Here is a 15,405-nt window from a genome sequence, read left to right as displayed (position 1 = left end):
AGCATCTGCAGGCGTATCTGAACGAGTACACCGTACGCCGCCGGCTGCGCCTGCCCGGAGCGGAAGAAACGATGCGGCAGACGTTGCTGCGCATGTGTGTGGGGATTCCGGCGATTACCTATCGCCAATTGATCGGACGCCAATCAAATCAACCCCTTGCGGCTGCGGCCTGATCGAGGCACTTGAACGGTGGGGATTAGCATAAAGCGGATCAACTTGATGGGGGTGGGTTAGCATGAGCGGTGCGGGCGTTGCTGTAGACGGAAGGGTTCAGGCTGCAGCGAAATCACGGTCTTTTCGCTTGCCCGCATCTTGTCCTCCATCTCTCGTCCGGTCTGCTTCACTTCTCCAAATCTGCTTACTTCTCCTAAGACCGTCTCATTATCTCGAACCTATCTGCTTTTCCACAACATATTCTCTCCCTGAGCTGTCTGTTCACTGCTACCTGATCAAACGGGATAATCATGCAAAGCGTCCGGACAGCGAGTGCTGATCTGCCGCCCAACCCATCGGCCTTCCCTGTCCTCAAGCTGTCAGTGCCCTTCCGTTTTTCTTGCCTGGTCAATTCGATCCATTATATGACCCACTGTGGTTTGGAATTTGCAGGGCCCGCCGGAGGGGATCAGGTTCCCTGGTCGGCGGCGGCGATCGCCGAGGAATACCGGCGCATCAGCGGGGCTCTGGTCGAGGCGGTTCAATCGCAGTGGACGGACGAATGGCTGCGCGATTCGACGGAGATGATGGGGGAACCGTGGCCTAACGGGGCTTCCCTAAGGTTTACTTTGATGCATCAGGCGCATCACCTTGAAGGCGAAGTCGAAGGATGAGTAACATGGCATGGGTCTGATCAGGCATAGCAAACGGCCGCTCCCGACGGATTGCATCCGGGGAGCGGCCGTTTTTGCCGGTTATCCTTTCGTTCCGCCTTGCAGCCCAAAGCCTTTGGACATAAACTGTTGCGAAAGGATATATAGAACAATCGAGGGGATGGCGTACAAGATCGAGAAGGCAGCCAGATTGCCGTATTCCACCATGCCGTATTGCCCGAAAAATTGATATAGCTTCAAGGAAGCCGGGAAATTCTCGGGGTTCTGGAGCAGAATGTAGGGAACGAAGAAGTTCCCCCAGCTACCCGAAAACGTAAAGATCGCCACGGTACATATCCCCGGAATCATCAGCGGAGCAATGACCTTGCGGATTCCCATGAATACGGAGGCTCCGTCGACCCAGGCCGCTTCTTCCAGATCGTGCGGCACGGAGTCCATGAAATTTTTGAGCATCCATATGCCGTACGGCATCGAAGACGCTACGTAGAACAAGATCACGCCAAAGATCTGATCATACAAATTCAGGCTGAGGAACAGTTGGTAAACCGGGACCATCACCGCGGTGATCGGCAGCGAGGTCATGAACAGGATCGTCAGCATAAACGGCTTCTTATATTTCATCTGATATCGGGATAAGGGATAAGAGGCGAGCAATGCCAGCAATACGACAAGGACCGCCTGCCCCAACGACATGATCAGCCCGATCAGGAAAGCGCGCTGGTTTTCCCGGCTGGTGATGACCTCGATGTAGTTGTCCGCCGTCACTCGATGCGGCAGCTTCAGCGTCTGCATCGCGTTGCTGTCGATCGATGCGACCATCACCCACAGCAGCGGCAGGACGAAGCATATCCCGATAAACGTCAGTATCGCATACGGCAGGATCCGATAAATGATTTTCCGTTGCTTAGCGTTCATATGAAGGTCTCCTTGTAGTTGGACTATTTCATCGAGCGGATATAGAACAAGCTGAGTACGATCCCGATGAGCAGGAGCAACAGGGAAATCGCGGTTCCATATCCAAGCTGATAGTTGACGAAGGCCTGGTTATACATAAAAATCGGCAGGGTCGTTGTCGACGTTCCAGGCCCACCGCCGGTCATGGCGTAGATGAGCCCGAAAACGCCCAAAGTCTGCAGGGTGACCAGCATCATGTTGGTTGTGAACGTCTCCTTAATATAAGGAATGATGATCCGGGTCAACACCTGCCATCGGCTGGCTCCGTCCACGACCGCGGCTTCCTCCACTTCGTTAGGCACATCGTCAAGCGCTGCCTGGAACACGAGCATGGAGAAGGCCGTTCCGTGCCAGATGTTGGCGAGAATGATCGTCAGCATCGGCACCGTGTACAACCAGGTCACTGCCGGGATGCCGAGGAAAGTAATGATCGAATTCAGCGTCCCTTCATCTCCGAAGAAGCTGTACAGGCACAAGGCGCAGACGATCTCCGGGGTAACCCAGCCGGCCAGGACGATCGTTCCGATGACGCGGCGGAACGACTTGTTCTTATGCTTCATTAACAAGGCGATAAAGAAACCGAGCACTTGCTGCCCGATGACCGCCGAACCGAACAGGAAGATCAGCGTATTCCAGATGCTGATGCGAACCGTCGGATCTTCAAACATGCGCGCATAGTTATCAAACCCGATAAATTTCAGTTCCCTGGCGGATTCCCCGGTTAACGCAAGGTTGGTGAAGGAATAGAAGAAGGTCAGAAAGACCGGATAGATAAAAAACACCAGCATTATCGCGATCGAAGGGAGTAAAAAATAGAGCCACGTGAACGTGTTTCGTTTTTTGGAATAAACCTCAGCCGTCATGCTGCTCATGGTTCGCTCTCCTTCCGGCAGGCAAGGCGTTTGCCGCTAGTTTGGGATCCTTCGTTATTTTTGCAGGATATGGTCTTCGCCGACGATCCGGGTTACATCCTGCGCGTACTTTTTGGCCGCGTCGGCGGGCGAGGTGCCCGTTGCGACGGATTCAACCATCGTTTGGATTTGCGTCGAAACTTCCGGATATTTATCCTGGGCCGGACGGAATTCGGCATTTTGCAAATATTCCGTGGCGATTTCGTTAAACGGCATTTTCGTATATCCCGGGTCCTTGGCGACGTCGGCACGGACGGTGATGTTCCCCGAGGCCGTGACGAGCTTCTGGCTATTATCTTTATTCAAGGCGTATTTGATGAACTCCCAGGCTTCGTCCTTGTGTTTGGCATTGCTTGGGATCGAGAGCGCCCAGCCTCCGGCGAGGGTGATCGACCCCGGTTCCTGGCCTTGGCTCGTAGGCATCGGGGCGAAGCCAAGCACGTCTTTGTACTCCGGCCAGGGAGCGGCGCCGTTCTCCAGGTAGTTGCCGGTGATCCAGGAGCCGTCGAGGGAGATCGCTAATTTGCCTTGAGGCAAATATTCGCGGGACGCGGTGTTGCCGGCTTGCCCGTTGAGCAATTTGGAGAGCGGCGGGCCGAGCTGCTCTTTATTAACGGTTTCAATAAAGCCGAGTGCGTCCAGGATGCCTTGGCTCTGGATGATCCATTTACCGCTGGCATCGTCGTACAGCCGTTCGCCTGTACCGTACAGCAGCATTTCGTAGGTCTGCATGGAGGTGGCTTCCCCGGTCGCTTTGCCCATGTTCATCCAGATCGGTACGATGTCGGGAGCTTTTTCCTTAACTGTTCTGGCCGCGTCCAGTACTTCATCCCAGTTCTTCGGCTGCCAGTCCTCGGGCAGGCCAACCTGCTTGAAAATCTCCTTGTTGTACCAAAGGCCGCGCGAATCCGTGTTGTACGGGACGCCATAGACCTTGCCGTCGCTGGCGGTCACGCCTTTTTTCATCGCTTCGATAAAGGAACCGTTCGTCCAGTCCTCCCATTCTTTCAACCGGTCATCAAGCGGTTCCAGGTAGCCTGCGCTGGCATCGGAGTTCAGGATGAAGGTATCCTCCGTCACGATGTCCGGGGCGGTATCCTTGGATTTCAGGGCCAAGGCAATTTTGGCGAAATAGTCGCCTTCGGAAGCTTGAATCGGCGTCGGCTTAATCTCCACATTTTGGTTCGGGTAATCGGCGGCAATCTCGGTGATCCATTTGTAGAGCGTCCCCTTTTCGCCGGCTCCATCATCCCGGTACGTAATCGTGATCGTTGTTTTACCGGATCCGTTCGCCCCTTCGTCCGACTTGGAGCATCCGAAAAGCAACGCCCCGCATAAAGCCACACCTAATACGACGGAAGTAATGACCCAGATTCCCTTCTTCATGAACGCCATGTTGTTCCCTCCCTGATTTTTAAAGTTCAGCCCGGTAGTGAAAGATGTTGCAATGTATCCGCTTTCATGCCTCCCAGTAAAACATACTTGCCTCACGAAAGAATTATTCTGGTTTTTGGCCTTCGTTGCTTAATGGTATGCGGCGGAAATAGGCGGGGTGATTTGTCGGCTTTGATTCGGGAAAAATGGTATTGACCGAATCGGTTTATGGAGGTATGATCTTATCGACCGAATCGGTTTATGGTTGTTTGGAGGTGAAATCATGGAGAAGTTTTTCAGCTTGCCTATCGACAAGCAACACGGCATTATCGATGCCGCGTTGAGTTGCTTCGGTACCAACGGCTACAAAAAAACGTCGATTAGCGACATCGCTGCGGAAGCCGGAATCTCGAAAGCGATGGTGTTCCACTATTTCGGCACGAAAAAAGCGCTGTATCTTTATTTGATCGAATACTGCAGCGATTTGGTGATCCATGCGATGGAGGCAGGGGACGCCAAGACGACGACCGATTTTTTCGAAAGGATCAAGCAAGCAACCGATCTCAAAATCGCCTTGATGGAGAAACATACGGCCGTTCTCTTTTTTTTAACCGGCGTGTACTTTGAAACGAATGAGGAAGTGGCCGAGGATATCGCGGCGTTGTTTGCCAAAAGCGAGGTTTTTCGCAACCAGTTCGTCTTCAGCGGCCTGGACCTGACCAAATTCAAGGACGGCGTCGATGCGCATCTGCTGTTGAAAATGCTGACGTGGATGGCGGAAGGCTATACGAATCAGCTATCCAATCATGCCGAGTTTGATATTCGCGTGATCGGCAACGAATTTTATCGCAGCTTCGATCTGCTGAGAACCCATTTATATAAACCGGAATATTTGTAGCCGGGCGGTTCATTACGAAGGGGAGGGCGTACCATGAGCGTTATTGAAGTGAAAAATCTTACCAAATATTACGGCAAGGCCAGAGGCATCACGGACGTGAATTTGCGGGTGGAGCAGGGGGAAATCTTCGGCTTTATCGGTCCCAACGGAGCGGGGAAATCGACGACGATCCGGACACTGCTTGGACTCATTTATCCTACGAGCGGCAGCGCAACCATTTTCGGCAAGAGCTGCACCGAGTATCCCGAAATCCGGAGGGAGCTGGGTTATCTGCCTTCGGAGGTATTTTATTATGACGGCATGCGCGTCATTGACCTGTTAAAGTATTCCGCCAGTTTTTACAAAAAGGACTGCACGAAACGGATCAAGGAACTGGCCGAGATCATGGACCTCGATCTGAAAAAGAAAATCGATGACCTTTCCTTCGGCAACAAGAAAAAAGTCGGTATCGTACAAGGGCTGCTTCATGAGCCCAAATTGATCATTCTCGATGAGCCTACAAGCGGCCTTGATCCGCTGATGCAGCAGAAATTTTTCGAACTCATCGCGGAGGAAAACCGGAAGGGCGCAACCGTGTTTTTTTCGTCTCATATCCTGAGCGAGGTGCAGAAAATGTGCAGCCGGGTAGCCTTCATTAAAGAAGGGCGGATCATCAAACAGGAGAAGATGAGCGACCTGCAGGAGAACAGCTATAAAAAGTTCAGCCTCGAAGCTAAATCCGGGATCGCCAAAGCTTTATTTGAGATGGACGGCGTCAGCAATTTCGTCGTTATGGATAATACGGCAAGCTTTATCTTTAAGGGCAACATCAACGCGGTGATGAAAAAAGTTGCCGAAGTCGAGCTGACCAATATTTCCATTGAAGAGCCCGATTTGGAGGAGATCTTCATGCATTACTATGTGAAGGAGGACTAAGCCGTCATGAATATGTATGTGCATGAACTCAAGTCCATGAGGAAATCCGCTCTTGTTTGGACTTGCGCGATGATCGCCTTAGCCGCCATTTATTTGTCCATCTATCCCAGCATGGCAAGCGACGCGGTGGATTTCAAAAAGCTGCTCGGCAGCTATCCGGAAGCCGTCAGGGAAATGCTTGGCATCGATTTGGATACGATCACCTCGATCCTGGGGTTATACTCCATGATCTTTTCTTTCATCGTGTTATGCGGGGCGATTCAAGCGATGAATCTCGGCGTATCCATTTTGACGAAGGAATCCAGGGAGCGAACGGCGGATTTCCTGCTGGTGAAACCCGTCTCCCGCGCATCAATCGTGACTGCCAAGCTGGTAGCGGCTTTTTCGATCATTGTCGCTACGGACGTCGTTTTCTATGCGGTAACGTCAATTATCGCCGGTGGCGTAAAAACCGAGGATTTTAGCCAAAAGCTGTTTTTTATGATCAACCTGTCCCTGTTTTTCATCCAGCTGATTTTTCTGGCTATCGGCATGGCGGCCTCCGTGTTTTTCGCCAAGCTTAAGAACGTGCTTCCCTTATCGCTGGGCGTCGTGTTCGGTTTGTACATGATCGGCGCTTTGGTCGCGAGCGGCAAAGAAGATCGGGCAGCGCGGTATATCTCTCCCTTTAAATATTTCGATAATACGTTCATTATGGCCCATGCCCGGTACGAGACGCCTTATCTGATTGCCGGTGCCTTGATCGTAGTGGCTGCGGTAGCGTTAAGTTACATTGTGTATTTGAAAAAAGATATCCATGCCGTAAGCTGAGCGGCTTCACGGATTCCATCGATTTGGAGGTTTTGCGATGAATATTTTTTGGAGGGAACTGAAGGCGTACCGGAAGGCCCTGATCATATGGAGCGTATGCATGTTTTTACTGGTCGTCAGCGGCATGAGCAAATATACGGCTTATTCTGCCGGAGGAGCCAGCGCCGACGTATTTAACGACATGCCGAAAACCATGAAAGCTTTGCTCGGCATGGGGTCGTTTGATGTCACGCAAATGAGCGGATTTTTTGCCATGCTGTTTTTGTATATCGAGCTTACGGCCGCGATTCACGCCGTCCTGTTGGGGAGCGGAATCATCGCGAAGGAGGAGCGCGATAAAACGGTCGAATTCCTGATGGCCAAACCGGTATCGCGGGGAACCGTCGTCACGTCCAAACTGTTGGCCGCTCTGACGAATGTCGTGACCCTGAATCTTGTCTCTCTGGTATCCTCAATCGCGATGGTCGCTGCCTACAACAAAGGGCCGGACATCACGGGAGAAATCGTGCAATTTCTGGGGAGCATGTTGTTGGTTCAGCTTATTTTCCTGTCGCTCGGGGCTGCGTTATCGTCCCTGCTGAAACGGCCTAAAGCCTCGGGCTCCATGGCGACGGGAATCATGCTGGCATCCTTTGTCATTGCCAAGATTACCGATATGACGGACCGCCTGAACTTTCTGAACTTGCTTTCTCCCTTTAAGTATTTCAGCTATTCGCGTATTGTCGAAGGGGAAGGCATACACGCGGGGATCGCCGCGCTTTCCATCGCTCTGGCGGCCGTTTTGGCCGTTTCCACTTACGTCCTGTACCGAAAGCGCGAATTGAGCGTTTGATTTGCCGCTCAACAGTCAACCCGAATACCCAAAGACGCGGCCGGAAACTAAGGCCGCGTCTTTGCTTTTGAGGCAGCATTGGCGGTAAAACGTCGTCCGGCTCATGTGGAAATCTACATCATCTTTGGGTCAGTATATCCGTGCTTGACAATCAAGCCGGCAACCGATTTTGGCGTAAGTCAATACTCGTTGTCCGGACGCTTTGCACAATTATCCCGTTTGATCATGTAGCAGGCGGTAACAGAGAAACAGACAATATCGGAAAGAAAATATTGGGGTTTGTGGAGAAACAGGTCGGTTCAAGATCATGAGATGGGTTTAGGACAAAAAAGCTATTTTCCCTAATTTCTTTATCCCTTACCCTAGCCCCCGGCTCTTTATCCCTTATCGAAAGGGATAATCGTGCAAAGCAGCAGGCAGAGACAACAACAAGTCATGAACCCTTTAATGTAACGCTAATGGAATTTGACGTGAAAGTCATCCAAGAGAATTCGTCACTGCCCCCAAGACAGTCGAATTTTATCCGAGCCGTCGTCAACGCTGCGCTGACGACGGCTCGGATCGCTCGGCTGTCTAGTTCTTTTACATGCGGTCCGGAGCCGGAACAGAGACGCTTTACGGACGATTCGATGCGTTGTTTTAACCATTGGCTGCGCGTTCGCGGTACCACTCTTGTCATTCTCATGGGTCCGTTTCGCTGCCCGCCCAGTACCGGTTTCCACCGTCCCGGTTCGCTAGGACTTGAACCGACAGCTACTCTCCCAATCCTCGAATTTGGGTTATTTTGTAATGTTATAATCTTTTACAACTTGTTTACAACTTGGAGATAGATTGTCCATGTTTCTGCATTAAGGTATGGGATGGAGAACGATAAAAACCTAAGGTCTTTCGGGGAGCCTAACGATGGAAAAAATCATGATCATCGAAGACGATCAGGCCATTTCTGACCTGATTAAACTGAATCTGGAGCTGGCCGGCTACGAGTGCGGACAAGCCTACTGCGGAGAAGAGGTTCACCGCGTGCTTTCCAGTTTTGCCCCGCATTTGATCTTGTTGGACATTTCCGGTGATTTTTCTGACGGCGCGGAACGGCCTGGCCGATAAAGTCAAAGGGCTCAAAATGGGGGCGGACGACTACATCGTCAAGCCTTTCGAAGCGATGGAGCTGTTGGCCAGAATCGAAGCGGTGCTTCGCCGTTACGGCTGGAAGGAGGATTCGATCACCTGCGAGGGTCTCAAGATCAACCAGGCGGAGCGGACCATCAAGCGGGACGGCACGGCGATCGAGCTGACAATGAAGGAATACGAGCTGCTGCTGCTCCTCATCAACCACAAAAATAAAGCCTTGTCCCGGGAAAAAATCGTCGAGCTCGTCTGGGGCTACGATTATTTCGGCGAGACGCGCACCGTCGACATCCATATCCAGAAACTCCGCAAAAAGCTCGGCTGGGAAGACCGGATCAAAACGATCTACAAATACGGCTACCGGCTGGAGGTCCAGCCATGAGGCTTTGGCAAAAGGTTTTTTGGGGGACCTTCCTTCTGTTCGAGCTGCTGTTCAACATCTCTTCCTTTTACCTGATCGAGCATTTCAACACGAATCTGGCGAGGGAGATCGACCAGGGCCTGTCCGAAGAGTTGGTCCTGCAGTCCCGGATCGAGACGGATTGGGGGTATCTTTATCAACTGGATGCGCTGGTCGACTCGGCGAAAAACGATGCTAACTTTTTTTTGCGGCATAACGCTCAGAAATATTTGAACGTCTTCGATTCCGAGCTCGTGTCGACGGAAATTAAGGATGATTACGGTCAAACGGTGTTTACCGATTTCAGCGAATCGTTGGCCGGCCCGAGGCGGGAGCTTGAGGTGCAGGACGGGGCAGAGCGCAAATATGTCATTCGGGATATCGGCCCCCGAAGCTATTTAATCGTCGCAAGCGGGCTCATCACGGCGCGGGGCTGTGGCTTTCCATTTGCGCGGAAATCGTCCGCTTGCATGCTGGCGAGATCGGGATCGAAAGCCGTCTGAACGAGGGGACGAAGGTCAGAGTCGCGCTGCCGATGATATACAACTAATTTACAACTTCCCGATACTTCTGAAATAACGTTTTTTTATGATGGTTTTGCAAGTCGGAATAAAGCTATCCTGCCTGCAAAAAACAAAACTCGGAGGTAAACGACATGAAACTGAAAACTCTCGGTTCAAGCAAAAAAATCGCCGGCACCATCCTGGCGTCGGCACTCGTCCTCGGAAGTCTCGGCACGATTTCCGCCTTTACGGCCAGCTTCGGGGACGCAGTCCCCAAAAACGCGGTGATGACCGCCCCTGGAATCGCCGACGTTTCCAATACGATCGGCACCGCGCAAGGAATGGTTGAATACAGCAAAAACGAGTATGCGAGAACCGACGGCAGCCAGAATGTGACGATGGAATATTGGTATAACCCGGAAACGAAGGATTACCGCATGGATTCCCGGGAATATTCGGCGGATCACAAGCTGCTGAGCTATCGAAGCACGTACCGCCTCGAGGGAGGAGCCGAACTGGTGTACATCCAGAGAGATGCAAATGGCAATCCGCTGCGCGGGAAGATCGTGAAAAAAACGGATGATCCGGAAGGTTTTGCAAGAATCAAATTTCCCGCCACAGAATTCGAAGCCCGCAAGGAATATTACCGGGACGGCAGTTGGACCTCCATCGGCACGGAGCAAACCGCCGACGGGAAAACCTTAAATAAGATCATGCAAAGCTATCAATCCTACATCGATGACGATACGCAGGTTAATGCACAACTGATCGCATTTCTTGATCCGGAAACGGGACTTCCCGTCAAAGATGAACTCTACGAGGATTCCACCGGAACGCCCAAGCTCTTCAGCAGCAGCGCCAGCGCGTTTGCGGAAATCGCGGATACCGGGTCGGTCTTTGGCACGGACGGACTGACGCTGACGCAGGTTCAGACGGTCGCCGCAGCCGCCGCAGCCTTCGAAAAATAAAACAAGCGGCGTCGGAAAAAGGCAAAAGCGCCGGGTCCTATCGTTTAGGGATAGGATTCCGGCGTTTTTCCGCAGCTGACACTTTCCTCGTCGGGTTATTCTTGCGGGCTGCTCTCAACGGGAAGGGAGGCGGTGTCTTCCTTGGCTCCGGTTCTTCTTTCGGTAAAAAAGTAAACCAGGGCCAGCAGCGGTACGATGATGCCGATCAGGGAGGTGAAGCTCCAGCCGGCGTAAGCATAAGACCACCCGCCCAAAGACGATCCAATGGCCCCGCCGATGAAAAAGATAGCCATAAATAACCCGTTGAGGCGTCCTCTGGCTTCATTGCCGAGGGAATACACCGCCCGCTGTCCAAGCACCAGATTTCCCGATACGGCCATGTCCAGCAGAATCGCGCCAAGAGCGAGCAGGGCGAGGGATGCCGTCGAATGACCGTGAACAAGATAGGTCAGGACAAAAGACAAGGCGGCGACGCTCATGGCCAATCCGGTCAACAACGGGGTCCAGCCTTTATCGGCGAGCCTTCCCGCGATCGGAGCGGCAATGGCGCCCCCCACGCCGGCCAACGCAAACCAGGCGATCCCTTGCTGCGTCATGCCGAATTCATCCGCCAAATATAGCGGAACCACGGTCCAAAAGAGGCTAAAGACGCCAAAAAGACAAGCTTGATAAGCGGCCCGGCGGCGAAGGATCGGCGTTTGCTTCAAAAGGGATCCCAAAGAAACGATCAATTTGCCGTAACTTAAGGCAGGCTCCGGCTTGCGTTCGGGAAGCACCCGGTACAATAGAATCGTTAAAAGAGCGATAGCCGCCGCGGACAAGGCAAATACGGCCTGCCACTTCCAAAGGCCGGCAATGAAGCTGGCCACGGGACGGGCAAACATGATCCCGAGCAAGAGTCCGCTCATCACGTTCCCCACCACCCGGCCTTGATTGGGTCCCGATGCCAAATAAGTCGCATAGGGAACCAGGATTTGGGCAACCACGGATCCCAGACCGATAAACAACGATGCAGCGAGGAACAGAGGGGCGCTTGCGGCGAAGGATGCCGTCGCCAAGGCACAGATGGCCACGATCAGGAATAGGGACACGAGCCGCCGATTCTCAACGATGTCGCTGAGCGGAACGATGAACAACAGACCAAGTACATACCCGATTTGCGTTAAAGTGACGATAAATCCCGATGCCTCGGAAGTTAGCCCCGTGGCGGCGCTGATCGGTCCGACCAGGGTTTGGGAATAATACAGATTGGCTACGATAAGTCCACAGGCGGCGGCTAACAAAAACAGGATCCAGCCTGAAACCGGCTTACTATGGGCAGTTTGTTTCGTTTCCATAAGAAAACCTCCTTATTCAATTTAAATACTGAACGTATCGTTTACTAATTGTCGACGATTAAATAATATACTGAACGTATCGTTTTGTAAATAACATTTTTGTTTCCGGTCTTTGATGAATATTTAGTATAATGAACGTACAGTTTTTTCTCGAAAAGGAGTAGGTGCAAATGAATGCCAAAAGAGGGCGTCCGCGCAACACGGAAACGCAAAACGCCATTCTTGCCGCTTCCTACGAATTGTTGCTGGAACAAGGCTTTGGATCGGTCACGGTGGAGAAAATCGCGGAGCGGGCCGGGGTCAGCAAAGCCACGATCTATAAATGGTGGCCCAACAAAGCCGCGGTTGTGATGGACGGGTTCCTGTCGGCATCTACGGCTAGAATACCGGTTCCCGATACGGGTTCGGTATTTCAGGATCTGGTCATCCATGTTACGAGATTGGTTCGGTTTATGATAAGCCGGGAGGGGAATGTCATCAAAGAGTTGGTCGGGGAAGGACAAGTTGATGTCGGACTGGCGGAAACTTACCGCTCGAGGTACTTTCGGCCTCGCCGGCTTGAGGCGAGCCAGATCATTGAACGGGGAATCCGGCGCGGCGAATTGAAGGACCGTCTCGATGTGGAATTATGCCTTGATCAAATCTACGGACCGATCTTTTACAGGCTCTTGCTCCTAAGCGACGAGTTGGATGAGAACTACGTTGAAAATTTGGTGAAGTGGGCTTTGGAGGGACTTGCGGCGAAATGAATCCCGGAACGTGTGAAGCATATACCGCTTGGATACGCCTTGTTCTTGGGAGCAAGAGCGTATCGGAGCGGTTTTTTTATTATTAACCGGAGAGGATGAGAAAGGATGGGCAGGTTTGACGAGCCGCGGAACAACGGATTTTTACGCTGGATCTTGTATCCTGCCAAAATTGAAAAGAAGGCGAAGTTTAATATTGTAGGACTATCGAAACGAGTGCCAATTCAATTCGAAGGTGAAAATAATACTATCTTAGAGTTAGCCCGGTCAATTACCGAACAACAAAGAAATGAAATGCATCAATTAGCCGATTTATATCCTCATCAAGTCTTGAATGTATCCTACGATTTTGATGAAGGTTTCTTGGAGGAAAAAGGGTACTTGACTCATATGATTGGTTTTGCAACTACAAAAGAAAATACATTCGATGATTTAGAGCGTCCGCGCGGGCGAACCCGACGGAGTCCTTTCCCGTGTCTCCATAACAAAAAATCCGCAAACCTTATTGGTTGCGGATTTTCTTTATGGAGCCTAGGGGGATCGAACCCCTGACCTCATCGCTGCCAGCGATGCGCTCTCCCAGCTGAGCTAAGGCCCCGTGAGCGACTATTTTATTTTATTAAAATGTAGACGTGCTGTCAACTGCATTTTCGGAAAAAGTGTCCGATCCCAAAAATCCCCCGGCAGACGAGCTGCCGGAGGCCGAAATACCACCTGCCCAAGGAACGCGAGCAGGCGGCGGGGATAAGCCTACGGGAATGCCCAACCCAAGCCCAGCCCCATGTCTACAATACGCGCCTCCGGCTAGCTCTTTCGAATGGCGGTAATTCTTGCGGCGGGGACGAGGACATGTTGGCCCATTTCATCGATGAGATCCAGCGAATCGTGTTGGATCGAGACCAGGGTGCCGCGCAGGGTCGTCTCCGCCGTCTCCAGGGTAATGCTTTGCCCAATGGACATCGACAAGCGCTGCCTGGTGCCGGCATCCGGGAAAGAGGCGGCTGCGACGGTATGCTCCAGCTCTTCCAACCGGTTGGCCAATAGCTCTTGCTTGGCTTGCAGCATGCGGATGCGTCTGCGCAACGGGCCGTTCAGCAAAAAACGCAGTAGGCTCATGACGGTTCACCTCCTTCTTCAGGGAGTCGTCTCTAGCAAAAGAGACAATATATCATATGTTGATAGTTTCATAGAGTTCGGGTTCATTCGCTTTTCTGCGGGTACCCATTATGTTATGCTGTGAACAGATACTGAACCGAAAGCATAAGGAGAGATGTCCGAATGATTAAACATATCGTCTTGTTCAAGCTGAAGGATGCGTCGCCGGAAAGCATCGAGCGTACGGTTTCCGTACTGCGCGGTTTGGAGGGCAAGGTGGAGCAGTTGCGCAGCCTGGAGGTCGGCACCGACGTGATCCGCTCCCCACGTTCTTATGATATCGCATTGATTGCTACCTTCGATTCGCTGGAGGATTTGGAAGGCTACCAGATTCATCCGGAGCATAAGAAAGTCATCGTGCACATGACGGAAGTACGCGAAAGCCAGGTTGCGGTAGACTTCGAATTCTGACGTTGGTTTTAGGGAGCAAGAATCGGCCTCAACGCCATATCATCGTCCCTCAATGAGGACAAGCCGCACCATTTCGAGGAGGTCATTGCCTTGTATTATGTGAACCGGGAACAAATCGAACGCCGGCTGGATCTGCTGCCGGAGTTATTGCAAGTGCTTCGCGAGACCGCCAAAGAGGAGCCCTCCTTGATGGAGCGGTATGCGGAGGAACGCGCGCTGCATTTGGCCGTGGAGATCGTAACCGACGTCGGCAGTTATTTGATCGACGGCTTTATTATGCGCGACGCCAGCAGCTACGAGGATATCATCGATATCCTTTATGACGAGAAGGTGATCGATTCCGGGCTGCACGCCGTGCTGACGGAATTGGTCCGCCTGCGCAAGCCGTTGGTCCAGGAGTATTTCGCATGGAACCGGAACGGCCTGAACGGGTTGAAGAAGCGATTGCCGGGCACCCTGGAGGCTTTTTCGGGGAACGTGCTGAAGTACCTGGAGCAGGAAGGCATTCCGTCCTGACGAGAGGATTTCTAAAATAAATCTCATCAGCGTGTGACCAGACAGACCGTTGCTGCTTATAATAGATTAACTATATAGGCATTCGCCCTGATCCGCTGGTTTACGGTACTCGCCAGAGGCCGCCGCCATCCTCTTTCGGGAGTAGGGTAATGCCAAGAAGGAGAGATGAGTCGTGAGCAAAGGGAACAAAGGTTGGTTGTGGGGTGCGGCCATCGGCACGATCGCCGGAGCGGTAACGGCGTTGCTGTTTGCGCCCAAAGCGGGGAAAGAGCTGCGCAAGGATATCGCCGACGGAGCCCGTCAGGTAGGCGAAAAGACGCAGGAGGTTGCCGGTAAGGTATCGGAGCAAGGCGCGGTCATCGTCGGCAAGGTGAAGGAGACCGCCGAAGGCCTGATCCATGAAATCCAAAGCCGCCGGGCTGCCAAAGATGACGTGACCGGCGAGGATATCGCCGAAGCACGGGTGTCCGGCATCGCCGAGGAAGGCGAAGAGGAAACGGACGGCGAGACGGTCGTCCTTGGCGTCGTGACGCAGGAACAAACGGCTGCCGACACGGAAGAAGCGGCTCCGGAAGCGGCGGCGACTGCGGAAACCGAAGAAGAAAGCAAATAAAGGACTTTCCATGGAAGGGGACCCGTAAACTGGCCCCTTAGTCAAGGACACTTTGGAAAAAAGAATTAAGCAGCATTTATGAGATGATTCCTGTATTGCACAGGAGTCAT

At 52.3% G+C, this 15,405-nt stretch carries 16 protein-coding genes, 1 tRNA gene and 2 pseudogenes; 13 read left to right on the top strand and 6 right to left on the bottom strand.

Going from position 1 to position 15,405, the window contains the following annotated elements:
- Positions 1-593: 593 nt before the first annotated feature.
- Positions 594-827 carry a DinB family protein gene (locus ACQ4N8_RS27230; RefSeq protein ID WP_430707501.1) on the top strand — a complete coding sequence of 78 codons (234 nt, stop codon included), beginning with the start codon at positions 594-596 and terminating at the stop codon, positions 825-827.
- Positions 828-908: 81 nt separating this feature from the next.
- On the opposite strand, the gene ACQ4N8_RS27225 is transcribed toward ACQ4N8_RS27230, so the two are convergent.
- From ACQ4N8_RS27225 to ACQ4N8_RS27215, 3 genes are read right to left on the bottom strand one after another with little or no spacing between them, the layout of a single operon-like run.
- Complete coding sequence (locus tag ACQ4N8_RS27225; protein ID WP_430707500.1) at positions 909-1,742, bottom strand: carbohydrate ABC transporter permease; 834 nt, start codon at positions 1,740-1,742, stop codon at positions 909-911.
- A 23-nt stretch (positions 1,743-1,765) separates the two neighbouring features.
- A complete protein-coding gene (locus ACQ4N8_RS27220) occupies positions 1,766-2,653 on the bottom strand; it encodes a carbohydrate ABC transporter permease (protein WP_430707499.1) in 888 nt (295 codons plus the stop codon).
- A 54-nt stretch (positions 2,654-2,707) separates the two neighbouring features.
- Positions 2,708-4,087 carry an ABC transporter substrate-binding protein gene (locus tag ACQ4N8_RS27215; protein WP_430707498.1) on the bottom strand — a complete coding sequence of 460 codons (1,380 nt, stop codon included), beginning with the start codon at positions 4,085-4,087 and terminating at the stop codon, positions 2,708-2,710.
- Between the two features lie 262 nt (positions 4,088-4,349).
- On the opposite strand from ACQ4N8_RS27215, the gene ACQ4N8_RS27210 reads away from it, so the two are divergent.
- The 7 genes and pseudogenes from ACQ4N8_RS27210 (at position 4,350) to ACQ4N8_RS27180 (ending at position 10,517) form a co-directional block, all read left to right on the top strand.
- Entirely contained in the window at positions 4,350-4,964 is a 615-nt protein-coding gene (locus tag ACQ4N8_RS27210; RefSeq protein ID WP_430707497.1) for a TetR/AcrR family transcriptional regulator, read from the top strand.
- Positions 4,965-4,997: 33 nt separating this feature from the next.
- Positions 4,998-5,879 (top strand): ATP-binding cassette domain-containing protein, encoded by an 882-nt coding sequence (locus tag ACQ4N8_RS27205; RefSeq protein ID WP_430707496.1) that lies wholly within the window; start codon positions 4,998-5,000, stop codon positions 5,877-5,879.
- A gap of 6 nt (positions 5,880-5,885) precedes the next feature.
- On the top strand, positions 5,886-6,689 hold the full coding sequence (locus ACQ4N8_RS27200; RefSeq protein ID WP_430707495.1) for an ABC transporter permease subunit: 804 nt from the start codon (positions 5,886-5,888) through the stop codon (positions 6,687-6,689).
- 37 nt (positions 6,690-6,726) lie between these two features.
- Positions 6,727-7,521 carry an ABC transporter permease subunit gene (locus tag ACQ4N8_RS27195; RefSeq protein ID WP_430707494.1) on the top strand — a complete coding sequence of 265 codons (795 nt, stop codon included), beginning with the start codon at positions 6,727-6,729 and terminating at the stop codon, positions 7,519-7,521.
- Between the two features lie 903 nt (positions 7,522-8,424).
- Positions 8,425-9,028, top strand: a pseudogene (locus tag ACQ4N8_RS27190) (response regulator transcription factor).
- Between the two features lie 382 nt (positions 9,029-9,410).
- Positions 9,411-9,596: an ATP-binding protein gene (locus tag ACQ4N8_RS27185; RefSeq protein WP_430707502.1), complete on the top strand. Its 186-nt coding sequence runs from the start codon at positions 9,411-9,413 to the stop codon at positions 9,594-9,596.
- Between the two features lie 105 nt (positions 9,597-9,701).
- Positions 9,702-10,517 (top strand): hypothetical protein, encoded by an 816-nt coding sequence (locus ACQ4N8_RS27180; protein ID WP_430707493.1) that lies wholly within the window; start codon positions 9,702-9,704, stop codon positions 10,515-10,517.
- A gap of 95 nt (positions 10,518-10,612) precedes the next feature.
- On the opposite strand, the gene ACQ4N8_RS27175 is transcribed toward ACQ4N8_RS27180, so the two are convergent.
- Positions 10,613-11,854 (bottom strand): MFS transporter, encoded by a 1,242-nt coding sequence (locus tag ACQ4N8_RS27175; RefSeq protein ID WP_430707492.1) that lies wholly within the window; start codon positions 11,852-11,854, stop codon positions 10,613-10,615.
- Positions 11,855-12,024: 170 nt separating this feature from the next.
- On the opposite strand from ACQ4N8_RS27175, the gene ACQ4N8_RS27170 reads away from it, so the two are divergent.
- Positions 12,025-12,603, top strand: a complete 579-nt coding sequence (locus ACQ4N8_RS27170) for a TetR/AcrR family transcriptional regulator (protein WP_430707491.1) — start codon at positions 12,025-12,027, stop codon at positions 12,601-12,603.
- A 165-nt stretch (positions 12,604-12,768) separates the two neighbouring features.
- Positions 12,769-13,038 (top strand): annotated as a pseudogene (locus ACQ4N8_RS27165) (GyrI-like domain-containing protein); the annotation flags it as partial.
- 87 nt (positions 13,039-13,125) lie between these two features.
- Here the strand turns inward: ACQ4N8_RS27165 and ACQ4N8_RS27160 are convergent.
- Both ACQ4N8_RS27160 and ACQ4N8_RS27155 read right to left on the bottom strand, forming a co-directional pair.
- Positions 13,126-13,198: transfer RNA gene (locus tag ACQ4N8_RS27160), tRNA-Ala, on the bottom strand.
- 206 nt (positions 13,199-13,404) lie between these two features.
- Entirely contained in the window at positions 13,405-13,716 is a 312-nt protein-coding gene (locus ACQ4N8_RS27155; protein WP_430707490.1) for a hypothetical protein, read from the bottom strand.
- Between the two features lie 162 nt (positions 13,717-13,878).
- On the opposite strand from ACQ4N8_RS27155, the gene ACQ4N8_RS27150 reads away from it, so the two are divergent.
- From ACQ4N8_RS27150 to ACQ4N8_RS27140, 3 genes are all read left to right on the top strand, one after another.
- Positions 13,879-14,166, top strand: a complete 288-nt coding sequence (locus tag ACQ4N8_RS27150) for a Dabb family protein (RefSeq protein WP_430707489.1) — start codon at positions 13,879-13,881, stop codon at positions 14,164-14,166.
- 90 nt (positions 14,167-14,256) lie between these two features.
- Complete coding sequence (locus ACQ4N8_RS27145) at positions 14,257-14,682, top strand: DUF86 domain-containing protein (RefSeq protein WP_430707488.1); 426 nt, start codon at positions 14,257-14,259, stop codon at positions 14,680-14,682.
- A 172-nt stretch (positions 14,683-14,854) separates the two neighbouring features.
- Positions 14,855-15,295, top strand: a complete 441-nt coding sequence (locus ACQ4N8_RS27140; protein ID WP_430707487.1) for a YtxH domain-containing protein — start codon at positions 14,855-14,857, stop codon at positions 15,293-15,295.
- Positions 15,296-15,405 lie beyond the last annotated feature (110 nt).

Origin of the sequence: Paenibacillus macerans, from assembly GCF_050565405.1 — a bacterium.
GTDB classification, from domain to species: domain Bacteria; phylum Bacillota; class Bacilli; order Paenibacillales; family Paenibacillaceae; genus Fontibacillus; species Fontibacillus macerans_B.
Note: the sequence above shows the minus strand (reverse complement) of the source record. Positions and strands in the feature narration are given on the sequence as shown.

What these genes read in the sequence shown, in the direction of transcription:
- ACQ4N8_RS27170 (WP_430707491.1), top strand. Translation starts at nt 12,025, where the DNA reads ATGAATGCCAAAAGAGGGCGTCCGCGCAACACGGAAACGCAAAACGCC.
- ACQ4N8_RS27205 (WP_430707496.1), top strand. Translation starts at nt 4,998, where the DNA reads ATGAGCGTTATTGAAGTGAAAAATCTTACCAAATATTACGGCAAGGCC.
- ACQ4N8_RS27210 (WP_430707497.1), top strand. Translation starts at nt 4,350, where the DNA reads ATGGAGAAGTTTTTCAGCTTGCCTATCGACAAGCAACACGGCATTATC.
- ACQ4N8_RS27220 (WP_430707499.1), bottom strand. Translation starts at nt 2,653, where the DNA reads ATGAGCAGCATGACGGCTGAGGTTTATTCCAAAAAACGAAACACGTTC.
- ACQ4N8_RS27180 (WP_430707493.1), top strand. Translation starts at nt 9,702, where the DNA reads ATGAAACTGAAAACTCTCGGTTCAAGCAAAAAAATCGCCGGCACCATC.
- ACQ4N8_RS27155 (WP_430707490.1), bottom strand. Translation starts at nt 13,716, where the DNA reads ATGAGCCTACTGCGTTTTTTGCTGAACGGCCCGTTGCGCAGACGCATC.
- ACQ4N8_RS27215 (WP_430707498.1), bottom strand. Translation starts at nt 4,087, where the DNA reads ATGGCGTTCATGAAGAAGGGAATCTGGGTCATTACTTCCGTCGTATTA.
- ACQ4N8_RS27150 (WP_430707489.1), top strand. Translation starts at nt 13,879, where the DNA reads ATGATTAAACATATCGTCTTGTTCAAGCTGAAGGATGCGTCGCCGGAA.
- ACQ4N8_RS27175 (WP_430707492.1), bottom strand. Translation starts at nt 11,854, where the DNA reads ATGGAAACGAAACAAACTGCCCATAGTAAGCCGGTTTCAGGCTGGATC.
- ACQ4N8_RS27195 (WP_430707494.1), top strand. Translation starts at nt 6,727, where the DNA reads ATGAATATTTTTTGGAGGGAACTGAAGGCGTACCGGAAGGCCCTGATC.
- ACQ4N8_RS27225 (WP_430707500.1), bottom strand. Translation starts at nt 1,742, where the DNA reads ATGAACGCTAAGCAACGGAAAATCATTTATCGGATCCTGCCGTATGCG.
- ACQ4N8_RS27200 (WP_430707495.1), top strand. Translation starts at nt 5,886, where the DNA reads ATGAATATGTATGTGCATGAACTCAAGTCCATGAGGAAATCCGCTCTT.